The organism is Aeromonas sp. OTU364 (assembly GCF_038440395.1).
GTDB lineage: Bacteria > Pseudomonadota > Gammaproteobacteria > Enterobacterales > Aeromonadaceae > Aeromonas.
Genome location: NZ_JASATR010000014.1, coordinates 61,582 through 78,628, shown reverse-complemented (window position 1 = coordinate 78,628; position 17,047 = coordinate 61,582). Strand labels below are relative to the sequence as shown.

Sequence of the window (17,047 nt, the reverse complement as noted above, 5' to 3'; positions counted from 1 at the left end):
GAGTGACAGATGCGACTGGGAATTCTCGATTGTGACCGGCTGGACCCCGACTTGGTTGGGAGTTTCGGCCCCGTTTACTCCGAGATGTTTATCAAGGGATTCCGGGCGCTGGCCCCGGCGTTGGAATACAGGGTCTGGTCGGCGCTCGACGGCGAGCTGCCGAGCGACTTGAACGAATGCGATGCCTGGCTCATCACCGGCTCGCGCCACGATGCCTACAGCGACATCCCCTGGATCCTGGCGCTGCGCGACTGGATCCGGCGGGCCCACGATGCCAACGTCAAGCTGGCCGGCATCTGCTTCGGTCATCAGGTGATCGCCCAGGCGCTGGGGGGAGAGGTGGTGAAGTCCACCAAGGGCTGGGGGCTGGGGGTCTCGGTTCACCTCATGCAGGAGGCGAAACCCTGGATGCAGCCGGGGCTCGAGACCATACGGATCCTGGCCAGTCACCAGGATCAGGTGGAGCAGCTGCCACCGGGGGCGACCCTGCTGGCGGGCAACGACTTCTGCCCGAACTTCATGTTCCTGCAGGGGGATCACATAGTCGCCATCCAGGGTCATCCGGAGTTTTCGGTGGAGTACAACCGGGCACTGATAGAGCGGCGGCGAGATCGGTTGCCCGACGAACACTACCAGAGCAGCCTCTCCTCCCTGGAGGGAGAAGTGGACTCGGCCACCATGATGCAGTGGCTGCTGCAGTTCCTCGGCATGCTGCCGGTCGGGCCTGCCGTGCGCTGAGCGTCCGTTTGTCATATCCACCCTGCAGATGCTAGATTTTGTAGCAAAATGAAGGATCAAGCGGTGATATGCCGAGCTCGGATGGTACACTGGCCGCCATTTGTGGCGGCCTTGTCCATCTGACGACAGCCGCGCCAGCCTGTGAGGGTGCAACCTTGAAACTACAGCAGTTGAAGTATCTGATCGCGGTGCGGGACCACAATCTCAACGTCTCCGTCGCTTCCGATGCGCTCTATACCAGCCAGCCTGGGGTGAGCAAGCAGATCGGCTTGCTGGAGAGCGAGCTGGGGGTGCGCATCTTCGAGCGTCGCGGCAAGCACCTGCACAGGATCACCCCTGTGGGGGAGGAGATCATCAAGTGCGCCGAGGCCATGCTCAACATAGAGAGCAAGATCAAGGCCATCTCCCGGGAGTATCTGGACCCGACGGTGGGCACCCTCAACATCCACACCACCCACACCATAGCCCGCTACCTGCTGCCGAAAAGCGTCACCTATTTCACCAAGAAGTACCCCAAGATCTCGTTCCACCTGCACCCCGTGATGTCGGCCACCAAGGAGCAGATCAGCAAGGGTTACTCGGATTTTTCCATCGTGGCCCACGAGATAGGCTTCGACAAGGAGCTGATCGCGCTGCCCGCCTATCTCTGGACCCTGTCGCTGGTGGTGCCCCAGGATCACCCCCTGGCCAAGGTGAAGAAACCGACCCTGGAGCAGCTCTGCCAGTACCCCATCCTCAGCTACGAGAGTGGCGCCACCGGGCGTCAGGTACAGGACAGGGTGTTCCAGGCGGCCGGCCTCAGCCCCAACTACTACATGACGGTGATGGATGCGGGGGTCATCAAGCGCTACGTGGAGCTGGGCTTTGGCATCGGCATCATCTCGTCGCTGGTGGCCAACGACACCGATGCCCCCGGCCTGGTGGCCATCAATCTGGAGCACCTGTTCGAGCCCTGCCCGGCCCAGCTCTGCTTCAGCAAGAGCATCCTCTTGCAGAACTATATGTATGACTTCATCAGCTCCTTCTCCCCCCATCTCACCAAGGAGATGATCCAGAACGTGATGCAGCAGCCGACCCAGGCGCGCATCGACGAACTGCTGGTCGGTGTGGAGCTGCCCGTCTACTGAGTCGTCTTCCGTGACAGATCCGGTGCCGCTGGGTGCCGGATCCTGCCCGCCCTGCCGAGGTCCCCATGTCCCGCATCCTGCTGCTTGCCAATCTCAACTGTGATCATGTGCTCTCCCTGGCCGAACCCCTGGTGGCCGGGGCGCGCCTGCAATACGTGGATCAGGGACGCAGGCTCGGCGGCGGCGCCGCCAACACCGGCATAGGGCTGGTGTGGGCGGGGCACGAGGTCATCATCGCCTCCCGCATCGGGCTGGACGAGACCGGCGACTGGCTGCTGGAGCAGGCGGCGGGCCATGGGCTGGACTGCTCCCACGTGGAGCGCTTCGGCGGCGAGACGGGGGAGCTGCTGGTGCTGGTGGACTCCACCGGGGAGCGCACCATTCTGAGGCGGCCGCGTCGCCCGGATCTGCCCGGCGACCTGCCGCTGGAGGGGGTGGACTGCCTCTATGTGAACTACCCCGGCACCGCCATCATCGGCTACATGCGCCAGATGCTGGGCAAGAGTTTCGTGGTGGCCCAGTATCCCAAGGGCGGGCAGGCTCGCCGCCCCTGCCACGTGCTGGTAGCCTCCCGCGCCGATCTCGCCGAGGTGGACGACCCCTGGCAGCATGCCCGCCAACTCGCAGGGGATCAGCTCGAATGGCTGGTGCTGACCGAGGGCAAGGCGGGGGCCGTGGCCATCCACGGCGAGGAGCAGGTGCGGGTGGCGGCGCGGCCTGTGTCCGTGGTCGACACCACGGGGGCGGGGGATGCCTTCGCCGGCGGCCTTATCCACGGTCTGGCCCGCGGCATGGCGATGAGGGATGCCCTGCAGTGTGCGGTGGACTGGGGCGCCTTCGCGGTCGCCTCCGAGAGCTCCATCCCCTCCCAGGCCCTGAAAACCTGGCTGAAGCATCCCCACTGACAGCCGCGAACCGGCCCGCTCGCCGGCCTGTGGCCCCGTACCTGCCGATGGAATTTAGCCGCCGGAAATGGCCAAAACCCCGCCCCGAGCCGGCAAGTTTGCGATCAATCAAAGAAAGTGTCGATTTATGTACATCTTCGTCGACACCCGCCAGAGCTGCTCTTAACCTTGTCACTCCACGACCCGGCTGAAGACGCGACACCTGTGCGGGCGCACGTGCAGTCTCACCTCTCTGGCCACTGGCTGTCGTCCTGATTTCTGGCTTGTAGTAAGAGGCAAGTGCGACCATGCAACTCACACGATTTACCGACTATGCCCTGCGTACCCTGACCTTTCTGGCCATCCAGCCCGGTGATCGCCTGTCGACCATCACGGAAGTGGCCGACACCTTCGCCATCTCCCGCAACCACGTGGTCAAGATAGTGCATCAGCTCGGCATCAAGGGGTACATCGAAACGGTACGTGGCAAGCATGGCGGCATCCGTCTCGGCCGCTCCGCCGTCTCCATCAACCTGCGCGACGTGGTGATGGACATGGAACACGTGCTCTGCCCGGTGGACTGCAAGCGCGAGAACTGCCGCCTCTCCGGCGGTTGCCGCATCCAGGGCATACTGCGCCGCGCCATGAACGCCTTCCTCGAGGTGCTGGGGGAATACACCCTGGCGGATGCGGTGCGGGATCCGACCCGGCTGTGCCACCTGCTGGGGATAGAGCAGGACAATATCCTGACCATGGCCTGAGGGTCAGGTGAAAGGGCCCCGAGGGCCCTTTTTGCTGTCTGGCATGCATGCTGGGGACGGATCTGGGGGCGTCGGGATGCCGGAGCCGTCAGAGCTGGGGGATCAGGGTGATGGCGCCGTGCAGGCAGGCGAGGCCACAGGCACCGCAACCGTCGCAGGCCGCCATGTTGACGCTCACCCCCTCGCTGCTGGCCTTGATCGCCTGCTGGGGGCAGGCATCCTCGCACAGCAGGCAGTAGAACCCCTGACGGGCCTGACAGCTCGCCTCTATCCTGACCCGGGTCTGTACCTGACGGCCGAGCCTCAGATCCAGCGCCCCGGTGGGACAGGCTCTGGCGCAGCTGCCACAGTAGCTGCACTGGCCGCAGGCGAGATCCAGCACTGGGGTGCCGGCGATGGGGGTGCCGACATATTCGGGCTGGTCGGCGGGTTTGAGCAGGCTGTTGGGGCAGGCCTTGAAGCAGTCGCCGCAGCGGCGGCACAGGGCGAGGAATTGCGACTCTTCGATGGCCCAGGGCGGGCGCGCCTCGTGGCAAACCATGTCCGGTTTGCGGGTGCCCCCCAGTGCGTGTGTCAGCCAGCGACAGAAAAAATGAGTCATGCCCACCCCTATACCTATTAGGGGTTAATTTTATCCAGTTTTCCGTCGGCAAGCCAGAGAATAGCGCCGGCCAGGATCGCAAGCCGGGTTGCCCTTGTGTAAGCTAGGCGGGTCTTTTTGCGGGATCTGATGAACTCATGTGGTTATTTCTGTGGCGTGCTTCTCTGCTGTATATCTTCCCCCTGCTGATGTGGGCCTACTGCCACATCAAGGAGATCGAGTTCACCGAGCTCGACACCGGGGTCAACAGTCACAAGTGGGTGGTGCTGGCCGCCTACCTCATCTATGTCCTGTTCTGGTTGCTGCTCAACCGTTACCTCGAACTCTTCCTGCGCCAGCGGAGTCGCCGATGACAGGGTTGTCTGCACGAGTTGATCTCCAGCGCTTCCTGCGTCGGCGGAGTCGGCGATGATCCCGATGACGACCTGGCTGCCTGCCGTGCTGGCCGGTCTGCTGGCCCTGCTCCTCGGCTGGCTGGCGGGGCGTCGCACGGCCCGTGAGGAGGCACTGCTCATTGAGGAGCGCCATCAGGCGTTGCAGGACAGGTTCGACGAGCTGCAGGACGAGAAGATGCTGGGCCAGCAGAAGCTGGAGCAGCAGCAGGCCCTGTTGCTCAAGCTCACCGCCCGCCTCAAGGATGCCGAAGCCACCCTGCGCAGCGAGCGCATCGCCAGCGCCGAGAAGCTGCAACTGCAACAGCAGGCGGAGGCTCGCCTCAGCCAGCAGTTCGAAAACCTCGCCAACCGTATCTTCGAACAAAACTCAGGTAACTTCCGCGAACTGAACCAGAACAGCCTGGATCTGCTGCTGACACCCCTGAAGGAGCAGCTCGAGGGCTTTCGTCGCCAGGTGGGGGAGACCCACGCCCAGGAGACGGCCCAGCGCCACAGCCTCAGGTTCGAGCTGGAGCGCCTCGCCGAGCTCAATGCCCGCATGACCGAAGAGGCCGCGGCCCTGACCCGGGCCCTCAAGGGGGACAGCAAGCAGCAGGGCAACTGGGGGGAGGTGGTGCTGGCCCGCATCCTCTCCGAGTGCGGCCTGCGCGAAGGCCACGAGTACCACACCCAGGTCAATATCGAGGTGGACAAGGGCAAGCGCTATCAGCCCGACGTCATCGTCCACCTGCCCCAGGACAAGGACATCATCATAGACGCCAAGGTGTCGCTGACCGCCTACGAACGCTGGTACAACGCGGGGGACGAACTGGAGAGGGCGGTGGCGCTCAAGGAGCATGTCGCCTCGGTGCGCAACCACATCCGCGAGCTGGGCCGCAAGGATTACCAGCAGCTGCCCGGGGTGCGCACCCTGGATTACGTGCTGATGTTCGTGGCGGTGGAGCCTGCCTTCCTCACCGCCCTGGAGGCCGACCCCTCCCTGGTGCGTTACGGGCTGGATCACAACATTCTGCTGGTGAGCCCCACCAACTTGATGGTGGCACTGCGCACCATAGAGAACCTGTGGCGCTACGAGCGGCAGAACCAGAACTCGCGCCAGATAGCGGAGCGGGCCGGTCGCCTCTACGAGAAGCTGCGGCTGTTCGTGGAGGAGATGCAGCAGATGGGGGGCAGCCTGCACAAGGCGCAGGAGAGCTACGACAAGGCGATGGGGCGACTGGTCAACGGCCGTGGCAACCTGATCGCCCAGGCCGAGCGTTTTCGCGAGCTGGGGGTCGAGGTCACCAAGCCCCTGCCGGAGCCCCTGGTCAACCGCGCGCTGGAGCGGGAAGACTCCGCCGACTGACGCAACGGCGACGGTCGAACTCAGACAAAAAGGGCAGCCCGCGGGCTGCCCTTTTTGTCATGGTGATCCGCCACGCCGGCCTCATTGCCGCCAGAACGAGGGGAAGCAGATCACCGCCACCGTCAGGATCTCGAGCCGCCCCAGCAGCATGCCGAACGACAGTATCCACTTGGCCGAGTCCGGCAGGCTGGCGAAGTTGGTGCTGGGCCCGATGACGGGGCCCATGCCCGGGCCCACGTTGGCCACCGCGGTGATGGAGCCCGAGATGGCTGTCAGGGGATCCAGGCCGATGGCGGCAAGCAGGGCGGCGATCAGCAATATGACGGCGAAGTAGACCAGCACGAAGGAGATCAGGGAGCGGATGATGGCGTCGTTCACCGGACGGCCATTGTACTTCTGGGGGAAGACGCCGGAGGGGTGCATCAGCTGGCGCATCTGCTTCTTGAACAGGGCGAAGGCCACCTGCACCCGGAAGATCTTGAGACCGCCCGAGGTGGAGCCGGAGCAGGCGCCGAGCGCCAGCAGGATCATGAAGATGATACTGGTGAGCGGGCCCCAGGTACCGAAGTCGCCGAGGCCATAGCCTGTGGTGGTAACCACCGAGACAATATTGAAACTACTGATGCGCAGGGCATCCATAAAGCCGTAGATGTCCCTGAACCACAGATAGAAGGTGACGATGAGGGTCACCCAGACCACCAGCCAGAAGAAGCCCTGTACCTGGGCATCCTTGAGCAGGCTGTTGTCACGGCGCGATAGCGCCTGCACATAGAGCAGGAAGGGCAGGCCGCCGAGGAACATGAAGAGGGTGCCGATCCAGTGCGCCTCGTTGGAGAAGTGGGACATGGATTGGTCCGAAGTGGAGTAGCCCCCGGTGCTGAGGGTCGTCATGGCGTGGTTGACCGCCTCGAACAGCGTCATGCCGCTCACCCAGTAGGCGAGGAAGCAGAGCATGGAGAGCACCAGATAGACCACCACTATGTTGTTGGCCACCGTCTTGGCGCGGGGCGCGCTCTTGTCCGACCAATCCGAACTCTCGGTCTGGAACAGTTTCATGCCGCCGACGTTGAGGTAGGGCAGCACGGCCACCGCCATCACGATGAAGCCCACGCCCCCGAGCCACTGCAGGATGGAGCGCCACAGCAAGATGCTGTGGGCCATGCCGTCGAGCCCCGACAGCACTGTGGATCCCGTGGTGGTGACCCCTGACATTGTCTCGAAGTAGGCGTCGGCAAAGCCGATATGGGTGATGAAGACGAAGGGCAGGGCGCCGAAGATGCAGGCCACCACCCAGACCGAGGTGGTGAGCAGGAACATCTCCCTTACCCCGAGGTGAAACTCGGCCTTGCGCCCGTAGTGCAGGCAGAGCAGGGCGGCGCCGTGGGTGATGAGCACGGACTTGAGAAACTCGACGAAACCCTCGGAGCCGGTGAGCAGCGCCAGCAGGGTGGGCAGCCACATGAAGAGGGCCAGCTTGGAGAGCACCAGCCCGAGGGTGAAGACGATGGGACGCAGCTTGATCATGCAAGATAACCTGGTCGTTGATTGAAAAAAGACCCGGACCTTCCCTCTGGGAAGTGTCCGGGTCTGAATGTCGCAGCCTGTTGCATGGAGTGCTTACAGGAAGAAAGGGCTGGGCTGGAACAGGCGTTCCACTTCCGGGATGTACTTCTTGTCCACCAGGAACATCACCACATGGTCATCCTGCTGGATCTGGGTGCGATCGTGGGCGATCAGCACCTCATCCCCCCGGACCACGGCGCCGATCGTGGTGCCCGGCGGCAGTTTGAGCTCGCCCACCGTCTTGCCCACCACCTTGGAGGTGTTCTCGTCACCGTGGGCGATGGCCTCGATGGCTTCGGCGGCGCCGCGGCGCAGGCTGTAGACGTTGGCGATGTCGGCACGGCGCACATGGGTCAGCAGGGCCGAGATGGTGGCCTGCTGGGGCGAGATGGCGATGTCGATGGAGCCGCCTTGCACCAGATCCACATAGGCCCCGCGCTGGATCAGCACCATTGTCTTCTTGGCACCCATCTTCTTGGCGAGCAGGGCCGACATGATGTTGGCCTCGTCCTCGTTGGTCACCGCGATGAAGACGTCGATCTGATCGATGTGCTCCTCCGCCAGCAGCTCCTGATCCGCCGCGTCGCCGCAGAAGACTATGGTGTGTTCCAGGTTCTCCGAGAGCTGCTCCGCCCGCTTCTGGTTGCGCTCGATGAGCTTGACGCTGTAGCGCTTCTCCAGCTGGCGGGCTAGGCCGGCACCTATGTTGCCGCCCCCGACTATCATGATGCGGCGATAGGGGCTCTCTAGGCGTTGCAGCTCCGACATCACGGCCCGGATGTGGCCGGCGGCGGCGACGAAGAACACCTCGTCATCCGCCTCTATGATGGTGGTGCCTTGCGGGCGGATGGAGCGACCCTGGCGGAAGATGGCGGCTACCCGGGTCTCGATGTTCGGCATGTGATCCCGCAGGGTGGAGAGGGCATTGCCCACCAGGGGGCCACCGTAGTAGGCCTTGACCGCCACTAGGCCCACCTTACCGCCTGCAAAATCAACCACCTGCAGTGCACCCGGATACTCGATGAGACGACGCACATAGTCGGTCACCAGCTGTTCGGGGGCGATCAGGTGATCCACAGGCACGGATTCCGGCAGGAACAGGCGATCCCGCTCCACCAGATAGGCGGGGGAGCGGATCCGCGCCACCTTGTTCGGGGTGTTGAACAGGGAGTAGGCCACCTGACAGGCGATCATGTTGGTCTCGTCACTGTTGGTGACCGCGACCAGCATGTCCGCATCCTGGGCCCCCGCCTCCCGCAGCACCCTGGGGTGGGCGCCGTGGCCGTTCACCACCCGCAGGTCGAACTTGTCCTGCAGCTCCCGCAGGCGGTCGCTGTCGGTGTCGACTATGGTGATGTCGTTGTTCTCGCCGGCGAGGTTTTCCGCCAGGGTGCCACCCACCTGACCCGCACCCAGAATGATGATTTTCATATGGACATCTTACTCAAGATTGTTGCTTCGAAACGAGGCAAGCCAGCCTGTCGCCCGGACTCGGCATCCGGCTGCACGGCCTACAGCTTGATCAGCTTGGCATAATAGAAGCCGTCCATCTCCGCCTCGCCGGGCAGGAACTGACGACCCGGGCAATCCGGGTTGTCCTGCTGGTGCAGCGGCACCAGACGGGCATCCTTGGTGTCAGCCAGGAAGGCGCGGATCTGGTCACGGTTCTCTTCCGGCAGCACCGAGCAGGTGGCATAGAGCAGGGTGCCGCCGCTCTTCAGCTTCGCCCAGAGGGCATTGAGAATGCGGCGCTGCAGCTCGGCCAGTTCGCGGATGTCCTGATCCCGGCGCAGCCACTTGATGTCCGGATGGCGGCGGATGACGCCGGTGGCTGAGCAGGGGGCATCCAGCAGGATGCGGTCGAACTGGCCCTCTGGCCACCACAGATCCGGGGTGCTGGCATCCCCGTGGATCACCCGGGCGGTGAGGCCGATGCGATCCAGGTTCTCCTGCACCCGGGTGAGGCGGTTCTCGTCGGCATCCACGGCCACCACACCGGCGAGGGCGGGCTGCAGCTCCAGCAGGTGAGCCGTCTTGCCGCCGGGGGCGGCGCAGGCGTCCAGCACCCAGTCACCCGGCTGGGGATCGAGCAGGCGTGCGGCCTGCTGGGCGGCACCGTCCTGCACCGAGCAGTCACCGGTTTCGAAGCCGGGCAGCTTGGTCACATCGCAAGGGCGTTCCAGCAGGATGCAGTCCTCACCCTCTTCGCCGGCCACCGCATTGATGCCCACTTCGGCCATGCGGGCCAGCATCTGCTCGCGGCTCTGGCGCTGGCTGTTGTTGCGGATCCACATGGGGGGGCGCTGGTTGTTGGCCTCCATGATGAACTCCCAATCTTCGGGATAGGCCTGACGCAGACGCTTGGTGAGCCACTCGGGGTGACCGAGGCGGATGCTGGGCACCCGGTCGATGCGCAGCAGTATGACTTCGGCGCTGCGCTGGAAGTTGCGCAGCACACCGTTGATGAGGCCGCGCAGTGAGGTGCCCTTGAGCAGCTTGACGGCATTGACGGTCTCGGCCACGGCGGCATGAGCCGGAATGCGGGTGTAGATGAGCTGATAGAGACCGACCAGGATCAGATAGTGGAAGATGCGGCTCTTGTTCTTGAGCGGCTTGTCCATCATCTCGCTCACCGCCGCGTCGAGACGGGGCAACCAGCGCAGGGTGCCGTAGCAGAGTTCTTGCAGGAGGGCGCGATCGCGAGGCGCCACCTTCTCCTGGGCAGCAGGCAGAACAGCGGAGAGGGATTGGCCCTGATCCAGCACCTGTTGAATAACGAGAGCGGCCTGTGCACGTGTTTTCATAGAGTTACCTTAGATGCGCAAGTCGGGGCCTGGGCCCCGCTTGTGTCAATTCAATCCAGTTCAATGCAATTGCGTGCCGGGTTCAAACCAGTCGCGGCGAGAGTTGAGCAGATCCGGGACGGACATGGCCTTCTTGCCGGGCGGTTGCAGGGTCAGCAGACGCAGCACCCCCTTGCCGGTGGCGACGTCGATCCCCTGCTTGTCGGCCTTGAGCAGGGTACCGGCGCTCTGGCCATGGTCGCTGTCGATGACCTCGGCCTGCCACACCTTGATGGTCTGCTCCGCGACTTCGAACCAGCTGATGGGCCAGGGATTGAAGGCACGGATGCAGCGCTCGATGGCGACGGCCTCCATGGACCAGTCGATGCGCGCCTCTTCCTTGGAGAGCTTCTGGGCATAGTTGGCCAGCGCATCGTCCTGCACCTCGGCAGCTGTGTCACCGGCGGCCATGGCATCAAGGGTGTCGACCAGCGCCTGCGGGCCCAGCTCGGCCAGCTTGTCGTAGAGGCTGGCGGAGGTCTCATCACTGGCGATGGGGCAGCTCACCTTGCGGATCATGGCACCGGTATCCAGCCCCACATCCATCTGCATGATGGTGACGCCGGTTTCGCTATCACCGGCCCAGATGGCGCGTTGGATGGGGGCGGCACCGCGCCAGCGTGGCAGCAGGGAGCCGTGCACGTTGAGGCAGCCAAGCCGCGGGGTGTCGAGCACCGCCTTGGGCAGGATCAGGCCATAGGCCACCACCACCATGAGATCGGCGCCAAGGGCGGCCAGCTCGGCCTGGGCCTCTTCATTGCGCAGGGACGCCGGCTGATAGACCGGCAGATCGTGGGCCAGGGCCAGCTCCTTGACCGGGCTGGCGGTCAGTTTCTGACCACGGCCCGCGGGCTTGTCGGGCTGGGTGTAAACGGCGACGACCTCATGGTCGGAAGACAACAACGCCGCCAGGTGACGGGCGGCGAAGTCGGGGGTACCGGCAAAAATCAGTTTCAGCTTGTTCAATGGGGCAGATCCTCAGAGGACTTTGCGATCTTCGCGGGCCATCTTTTCCAGCTTCTGACGGATGCGCTGGCGCTTGAGCGGGGACAAGTAATCCACAAACAGCTTGCCCACCAGATGATCCATCTCATGCTGTATGCAGATAGCGAGCAGATCGTCCGCTTCCAGCTCGAATGGCTTGCCGTGGCGATCCAGCGCCCGGACCTTGACCCACTCGGCGCGCGGCACCAGGGCGCGGCTGCCGGGGACCGAGAGGCAACCCTCTTCGATACCGGTGCTGCCTGACTGCTCCAGGATCTCCGGGTTGATCAGCACCAGCTGATCTTCACGGTCTTCAGAGACGTCGATGACGATGATGCGCTGATGAATGTCGACCTGAGTCGCGGCCAGGCCTATGCCTTCCTCCGCATACATGGTTTCGAACATATCATCTACAATCTGTTGTAACTCGGGTGTAATGGTCTCGACAGGGGCTGCGACTGTGCGCAGGCGCTCATCGGGGAAACGCAATACATCTAGAATGGCCATAGTTTTTTCTTTAGTTTCATGTAAACGCAGTCAATATTGACGTAATTCTAGTCATTTACGTCGACAAAAAACAGCAACACTTTGCGTGCAGAAGTAACAGGGAGTGTTATGCATCTGAAGCAAATCATCCTCGCCTGTCTGGCGACAGCCCTGGCCAATGGTGCCATGGCACAGCAGTTGACGCTGAAATCCGGCTATCCCGAGAGTTATGTGGTGCAGAAGGGGGATACCCTCTGGGATATCTCGGGCCAGTATCTGGCCGAACCCTGGCTCTGGCCACGTCTCTGGAACATCAATCCCCAGATTGCCAATCCACACTGGATTTACCCAGGCGACGTGCTGCAACTGAGCTGGGTCAATGGCGAGCCGCGTCTGGGCAAGGCCAGCCAGGGCGGCAAGCAGGTTATTCACCTGTCTCCCAAGAATCGCTACGAGAACAAGGCCAATCCCATTCCGACCCTGCCCCTCAGCGAGATAGTGCCCTTCCTGCAAACCGATCACATTCTGGCCGACAGCCAGCAGAGCAAGGATCTGCCCTATGTGCTTGGCAATAACGACAAGCATATCGGCATGCTGGAGGGGGACACCCTCTACGTACATGGGGCGCTGAATCCGGGTCAGAGTTACGGCCTCTATCGCCCCGGGGTGACTTACAAGGACAAGCTGACCGGTGAGCAGCTCGGCCAGGAGGCGATTTTTGTCGGCACTGTGCGGGCGGAGGATCGCCAGGCCAACGACAGCACCAGAGTCACGCTGACGCACAGCAGGCGCGAGGTGTATCAGGGAGACAAGGTCATCCCGTTGCCACCGCAGGAGAGCCTCTCTGCCGTCTTCATGCCAAAGGCGGCGCCAGTGATTTCCCCCGGTTATGTGATAGAGCTGCCGAGCAAGGTGCGCGGAGGAGGCAAGTTCGACGTTGTCCTCATCAACAAGGGGCTGCGGGATCAGATTGCGCCAGGCGATGTGCTCGAGATTTTGCGTCCGGGAGCCGAGATGGTGGAAAAGAATGGCAAGGTCTCGTATCGGGAATATGCTTCCGTCTATGACAAGGCATTCCACTCTGCTGGCAAGTCGTCCCTGCCCGCCGAAGCGGTTGCCAGGGTCATGCTGTTCAAGGTGTATGACAAGCTGAGTTATGGCCTCATCCTGCAGAGCCAGGACCTGGTCAGCTCGGGTTATCAGGTCAGTAACTTCTGACGTGTCACTTCCACTCGGGCGGCTGTCGCTGTGGCTGACGCTGGATGCGGTGACCGGCATAGGCCCGGTCACCGCCGCCCGCCTGCTGGCCCATTTTGGTGGCGACATCACCGCTCTGTTTGACTCAGACGATGGCACCCTGCGATCGCTTGGTCTGCAGAGCGCCCAAATTCAGCAGATGAGATGGTCCCTGCCGGTTGTAGATCAGGGGCTGAACTGGGTCGAAGCGCCTGGCAATCACCTCCTTTGTCTCGATGACCCCGCCTATCCTGCCTTGCTTAAAGAGATCCCCGCTGCCCCCTTGCTGCTCTATTGCCGCGGGGATCTCGCTGCCCTTTCCCTGCCACAGCTGGCGATGGTGGGAACTCGTCACCCCACCTATGCAGGCAAGGACAACGCCGCCCGTTTGTGTGCCGAGCTGGTGGAGAGCGGCCTGGCGATCACCTCCGGATTGGCGCTGGGCATTGATGGCATCTGTCACCAGCACGCCTTGGCATCGGGCGGTGTGACGCTGGCGGTGCTGGGCTCCGGGCTTGACTGCCTCTATCCAAAGCGCCATCAGGGCCTGGCGATGCAGATCCTCGAGTACGGCGGCCTGCTTGTCTCCGAGCTGGCGCCGGACCAGGGACCGCTGGCGGAACATTTCCCTCGCCGCAATCGCATCATCAGTGGCCTGTCACTGGGCACCCTGGTGGTGGAAGCGGCCGAGCAGAGCGGCTCACTCATCACGGCCCGCTACGCGCTGGAGCAGGGCCGCGAGGTCTTTGCCGTACCGGGCGCACCGCAAAATACCCAGGCCGCTGGGTGCAATCGCCTGCTTCAGCAAGGGGCCAAGCTGGTATTGAATGCGGCAGATGTCATGGAAGAGCTGCCTGCCCTTGTGCCGTTTAAGGGGCCGGCGAACCCTTCTCCCGAGCCATTGCATAATAGCAAATTGCCTTATGCCGATTTGTTGGATAACGTAGATTATGAGACCACGAGCGTGGATACCGTTGCCGAGCGGGCCCAGCTTCCTGTCGAAGTGGTATTGGGCAGGTTGGTAGAGCTGGAGCTGGCCGGTGCAGTGATGGCGGTAGCCGGTGGATACGTCAGAGCGAGGAGGGCGAATCATGTTTGATGTATTGATGTACCTTTTCGAGACCTACATCCACAGCGATGCAGATGTGATGGTCGAGCAGGATGAACTCACCGACGAACTTAGCCGGGCCGGTTTCAATCAGGACGAGATTGAGAAGGCGCTCAACTGGCTGGAACGACTGGCCAATCTGCATGACAGCGAGCGGGAGGTGTATGTCACCGCCAGCGCGCAAGGTTCGATGCGGATCTACGCCCCGCAAGAGCTGGCTCGCCTCAGCACAGAGTGCCGTGGTTTCCTGCTGTTCCTGGAACAGGCCCAGGTGCTTAACGCCGAAACCCGCGAGATCTGTATCGAGCGCTTGCTGGAGCTGGACAAGCCGGATATCGAGCTGGATGACCTGAAGTGGGTCGTCATGATGGTGCTGTTCAACGTCCCGGGCAGTGAGAATGCCTACCAGCAGATGGAGGAGCTGGTGTTTGACGAGTCAGACGGTGTCATTCACTGACAGTCCGGTGCCGCGCTGGTAGAATTCAGGTCATCTGGATTCCAAGGCGCGGCCCATGTCAAAAATCGATCATCACCTCTTTTCTGCCCACGAACATGTATTCGAGCGGGAGCCGTGCCCGCAGTGTGGTGCCGAGCTGGTGATCCGTCAGGGCAAGCATGGCCCCTTCCTGGGCTGTTCGGCCTACCCCTCCTGTGATTACATTCGTTCCCTGACGCCCTCCGGCCGCGACATCGAAAAGGTGCTCGAAGGATCGGCCTGCCCCGATTGTGGCCAGCCGCTGGCGATCAAGAAGGGGCGCTACGGTCTGTTCGTGGGCTGTACCCAGTATCCAGCCTGCCAGCATATCGAGTCCCTGCAGGAGAGCGACGATACCCAGATCCTCTGCCCCGAGTGCGGCAAGGGTCATCTGGTGAGCCGCACCTCCCGCTATGGCAAACAGTTTTACTCCTGTGATGCCTATCCACACTGCAAATATGTGGTGAACGACAAGCCGATCCCCATGCCCTGCCCCGCGTGTGGCTGGGGCATCATGATCGAGAAGAAAGTGAGGGGGAGTCTGCGCTGGGTCTGTCCGCAAAAGAAATGCTGTCATCAGATTGAGCGGGTATAATCCTGCCGCCATAAGCCGGCAGGCAGCTTGCTGGCAAGGGAGTGTTTCATCTGGATTTATCACCTTGCCGTGAACCGCCCCTTTATGGCCGTGCCGTTGGGCGCCGATCCCGATGTTGCCGCACCGCCAGCCTCTTGACCTGCCCGGCATCGCAGGCGCTGCACTGGCCGATGATGAGCCGGCGCTCTGGCGGGTCAAACGTCTGAATGTACTGAAGAGGTGAGGGCACCAAGGTCCCTCATGTCGGTTCAACTTACAACCCAGTGATGAGAGGTGGCAGCCCGGCTGTCGCATTTTTTCTATGCCAAACGAATTTGAACAAGCGATCGCTGCCCTGCACCGCGAAGGGGTGATCGCCTATGCCACCGAGGCCGTCTTTGGCCTGGGATGTGATCCCGACTCCGAGGCCGCGGTTTGGCGCCTGCTGGCCATTAAGCAGCGTCCGGTGGAGAAGGGCCTGATCCTGATCGCCGCCGATCTGGCCCAACTGCAAGATTACATCGACCTGAGCCAGCTCAGCAGCGAGCAGCTTGCGCACGTGCAGGCGAGCTGGCCCGGCCCCTTCACCTGGATCATGCCTGCCCGTGCGACCACGCCGGCCTGGCTGACCGGACAGTTCGATACCCTGGCGGTGCGTGTCACGGCCCATCCTCAGGTGCAGGCCCTGTGCCGCGCCTTTGGCAAACCCCTGGTCTCGACCAGTGCCAACCTGACCGGCGAGGAGCCTGCCCGTCGGGTGGCCGAGATTGGTGAACTGCTGGCAAGCCAGCTGGCTTATATCCTGCCCGGTGAAGTCGGGGGACAAGCCAATCCATCCGAGATCAAGGACGCCCGTACCGGCGCCATCATTCGTTCCTCCTGAGGGGCGGCAAGTGCCTGATTTGCAGTCATGACGGGCGATGTGCTCATGGCGTGACACCACAATATAAAATGGACGGGACGATCAAGATCCTGCCTGACTGGAGACAAGATGAGCAAACCGGATGTGGCCCAGGTCAAAGCCTTCCTGCTGCAGTTGCAGGACGAGATCTGTCGGGGACTAGAGCTGGCTGATGGCGCCGGACACTTCGTGGAGGATGCCTGGCGCCGTGAAGGCGGTGGTGGAGGCCGTACCAGGGTGCTGCGCCATGGCGCTGTGATCGAGCAGGGCGGGGTCAACTTCTCCCATGTCTATGGTGATGCCATGCCGGCGTCGGCGACCGCTCACCGCCCCGAACTAGCTGGTCGCAAGTTCGAGGCCATGGGGGTCTCGCTGGTGATCCATCCGCATAACCCCTATGTGCCGACCAGCCATGCCAACGTCCGTTTCTTCATCGCCGAGAAAGAGGGCGAGGCGCCCATCTGGTGGTTTGGCGGCGGTTTCGATTTGACGCCCTTCTATCCGTTTGCCGAGGATGTGCAGCACTGGCATCAGGTCTCCCACGATCTCTGTCAGCCTTTTGGCGACCAGATCTACCCCGAGTTCAAATCCTGGTGCGATCGCTACTTCTTCCTCAAGCATCGCAACGAGACCCGGGGTGTGGGCGGCCTCTTCTTCGATGATCTGAACCGCTGGCCCTTTGCCGACAGCTTCGCCTTCATGCAGGCGGTAGGTCGGGGTTATCTCGATGCCTATCTGCCCATCGTCGAGCGACGCAAGGCGCTGCCCTATGGCGAGCGGGAGCGGGCCTTCCAGCTCTATCGCCGCGGCCGTTATGTGGAGTTCAATCTGGTGTATGACAGGGGCACCCTGTTCGGGTTGCAAACCGGGGGACGCACCGAGTCGATCCTGATGTCGATGCCCCCCCTGGCTCGCTGGGAGTACGACTGGCAGCCGGAGGCGGGCAGCCCCGAGGCCTTGCTCTATACCGACTACCTCACGCCACGAGAGTGGCTGTGACTCGAGGGGCCATGACGGGCCCCTTTT

General features: G+C 62.6%; 18 protein-coding genes. 12 read left to right on the top strand and 6 right to left on the bottom strand.

The window, feature by feature from the left end; all coding sequences use genetic code 11:
* Nucleotides 1-9 precede the first annotated feature (9 nt).
* The 4 genes from AAHB08_RS14475 to AAHB08_RS14460 all read left to right on the top strand — a co-directional run bounded on the left by AAHB08_RS14475 (nt 10) and on the right by AAHB08_RS14460 (nt 3,510).
* A complete protein-coding gene (locus tag AAHB08_RS14475) occupies nt 10-738 on the top strand; it encodes a glutamine amidotransferase-related protein (RefSeq protein WP_342059294.1) in 729 nt (242 codons plus the stop codon).
* Between the two features lie 155 nt (nt 739-893).
* A complete protein-coding gene (locus AAHB08_RS14470) occupies nt 894-1,865 on the top strand; it encodes a LysR substrate-binding domain-containing protein (RefSeq protein ID WP_005326177.1) in 972 nt (323 codons plus the stop codon).
* A 65-nt stretch (nt 1,866-1,930) separates the two neighbouring features.
* Nucleotides 1,931-2,770: a PfkB family carbohydrate kinase gene (locus AAHB08_RS14465; RefSeq protein ID WP_265435563.1), complete on the top strand. Its 840-nt coding sequence runs from the start codon at nt 1,931-1,933 to the stop codon at nt 2,768-2,770.
* A gap of 287 nt (nt 2,771-3,057) precedes the next feature.
* Entirely contained in the window at nt 3,058-3,510 is a 453-nt protein-coding gene (locus AAHB08_RS14460) for an Rrf2 family transcriptional regulator (protein ID WP_005326180.1), read from the top strand.
* A gap of 88 nt (nt 3,511-3,598) precedes the next feature.
* Here the strand turns inward: AAHB08_RS14460 and AAHB08_RS14455 are convergent, their stop codons facing one another.
* Nucleotides 3,599-4,111: a ferredoxin-type protein NapF gene (locus tag AAHB08_RS14455; RefSeq protein WP_342059293.1), complete on the bottom strand. Its 513-nt coding sequence runs from the start codon at nt 4,109-4,111 to the stop codon at nt 3,599-3,601.
* 137 nt (nt 4,112-4,248) lie between these two features.
* Here AAHB08_RS14455 and AAHB08_RS14450 point away from each other — a divergent pair, with 137 nt between their 5' ends.
* Together AAHB08_RS14450 and rmuC are read left to right on the top strand one after the other, a co-directional pair.
* Complete coding sequence (locus tag AAHB08_RS14450; protein ID WP_139437624.1) at nt 4,249-4,464, top strand: hypothetical protein; 216 nt, start codon at nt 4,249-4,251, stop codon at nt 4,462-4,464.
* A 55-nt stretch (nt 4,465-4,519) separates the two neighbouring features.
* Nucleotides 4,520-5,851 carry a DNA recombination protein RmuC gene (gene rmuC, locus AAHB08_RS14445; RefSeq protein WP_342059292.1) on the top strand — a complete coding sequence of 444 codons (1,332 nt, stop codon included), beginning with the start codon at nt 4,520-4,522 and terminating at the stop codon, nt 5,849-5,851.
* A gap of 81 nt (nt 5,852-5,932) precedes the next feature.
* Here the strand turns inward: rmuC and AAHB08_RS14440 are convergent, their stop codons facing one another.
* From AAHB08_RS14440 to def, 5 genes are all read right to left on the bottom strand, one after another.
* Complete coding sequence (locus tag AAHB08_RS14440) at nt 5,933-7,375, bottom strand: TrkH family potassium uptake protein (protein ID WP_139437627.1); 1,443 nt, start codon at nt 7,373-7,375, stop codon at nt 5,933-5,935.
* Nucleotides 7,376-7,468: 93 nt separating this feature from the next.
* Entirely contained in the window at nt 7,469-8,845 is a 1,377-nt protein-coding gene (trkA, locus tag AAHB08_RS14435; protein WP_139437629.1) for a Trk system potassium transporter TrkA, read from the bottom strand.
* An 80-nt stretch (nt 8,846-8,925) separates the two neighbouring features.
* Entirely contained in the window at nt 8,926-10,218 is a 1,293-nt protein-coding gene (gene rsmB / locus AAHB08_RS14430) for a 16S rRNA (cytosine(967)-C(5))-methyltransferase RsmB (RefSeq protein ID WP_139437631.1), read from the bottom strand.
* Between the two features lie 60 nt (nt 10,219-10,278).
* Nucleotides 10,279-11,223: a methionyl-tRNA formyltransferase gene (gene fmt, locus AAHB08_RS14425; RefSeq protein WP_342059291.1), complete on the bottom strand. Its 945-nt coding sequence runs from the start codon at nt 11,221-11,223 to the stop codon at nt 10,279-10,281.
* Between the two features lie 12 nt (nt 11,224-11,235).
* The gene (gene def, locus AAHB08_RS14420) at nt 11,236-11,748 is read right to left on the bottom strand and encodes a peptide deformylase (RefSeq protein ID WP_025325337.1); all 513 of its coding nucleotides are present in this window, start codon (nt 11,746-11,748) and stop codon (nt 11,236-11,238) included.
* Between the two features lie 108 nt (nt 11,749-11,856).
* On the opposite strand from def, the gene AAHB08_RS14415 reads away from it, so the two are divergent.
* The 6 genes from AAHB08_RS14415 to hemF all read left to right on the top strand — a co-directional run bounded on the left by AAHB08_RS14415 (nt 11,857) and on the right by hemF (nt 17,020).
* Nucleotides 11,857-12,945, top strand: a complete 1,089-nt coding sequence (locus AAHB08_RS14415) for a LysM peptidoglycan-binding domain-containing protein (protein WP_342059290.1) — start codon at nt 11,857-11,859, stop codon at nt 12,943-12,945.
* A 1-nt stretch (nt 12,946) separates the two neighbouring features.
* Entirely contained in the window at nt 12,947-14,062 is a 1,116-nt protein-coding gene (gene dprA / locus AAHB08_RS14410; RefSeq protein WP_342059289.1) for a DNA-processing protein DprA, read from the top strand.
* Nucleotides 14,055-14,528: a DUF494 family protein gene (locus AAHB08_RS14405; RefSeq protein ID WP_025325340.1), complete on the top strand. Its 474-nt coding sequence runs from the start codon at nt 14,055-14,057 to the stop codon at nt 14,526-14,528. Before dprA ends, AAHB08_RS14405 begins: the two co-directional genes overlap by 8 nt.
* Before the next feature lie 55 nt (nt 14,529-14,583).
* Nucleotides 14,584-15,141, top strand: coding sequence for a DNA topoisomerase family protein (locus AAHB08_RS14400; protein ID WP_342059288.1), 558 nt, complete (start codon nt 14,584-14,586; stop codon nt 15,139-15,141).
* 301 nt (nt 15,142-15,442) lie between these two features.
* On the top strand, nt 15,443-16,003 hold the full coding sequence (locus tag AAHB08_RS14395) for a Sua5/YciO/YrdC/YwlC family protein (RefSeq protein ID WP_342059287.1): 561 nt from the start codon (nt 15,443-15,445) through the stop codon (nt 16,001-16,003).
* Nucleotides 16,004-16,111: 108 nt separating this feature from the next.
* Nucleotides 16,112-17,020: an oxygen-dependent coproporphyrinogen oxidase gene (gene hemF / locus AAHB08_RS14390; RefSeq protein ID WP_342059286.1), complete on the top strand. Its 909-nt coding sequence runs from the start codon at nt 16,112-16,114 to the stop codon at nt 17,018-17,020.
* Nucleotides 17,021-17,047: the final 27 nt, after the last annotated feature.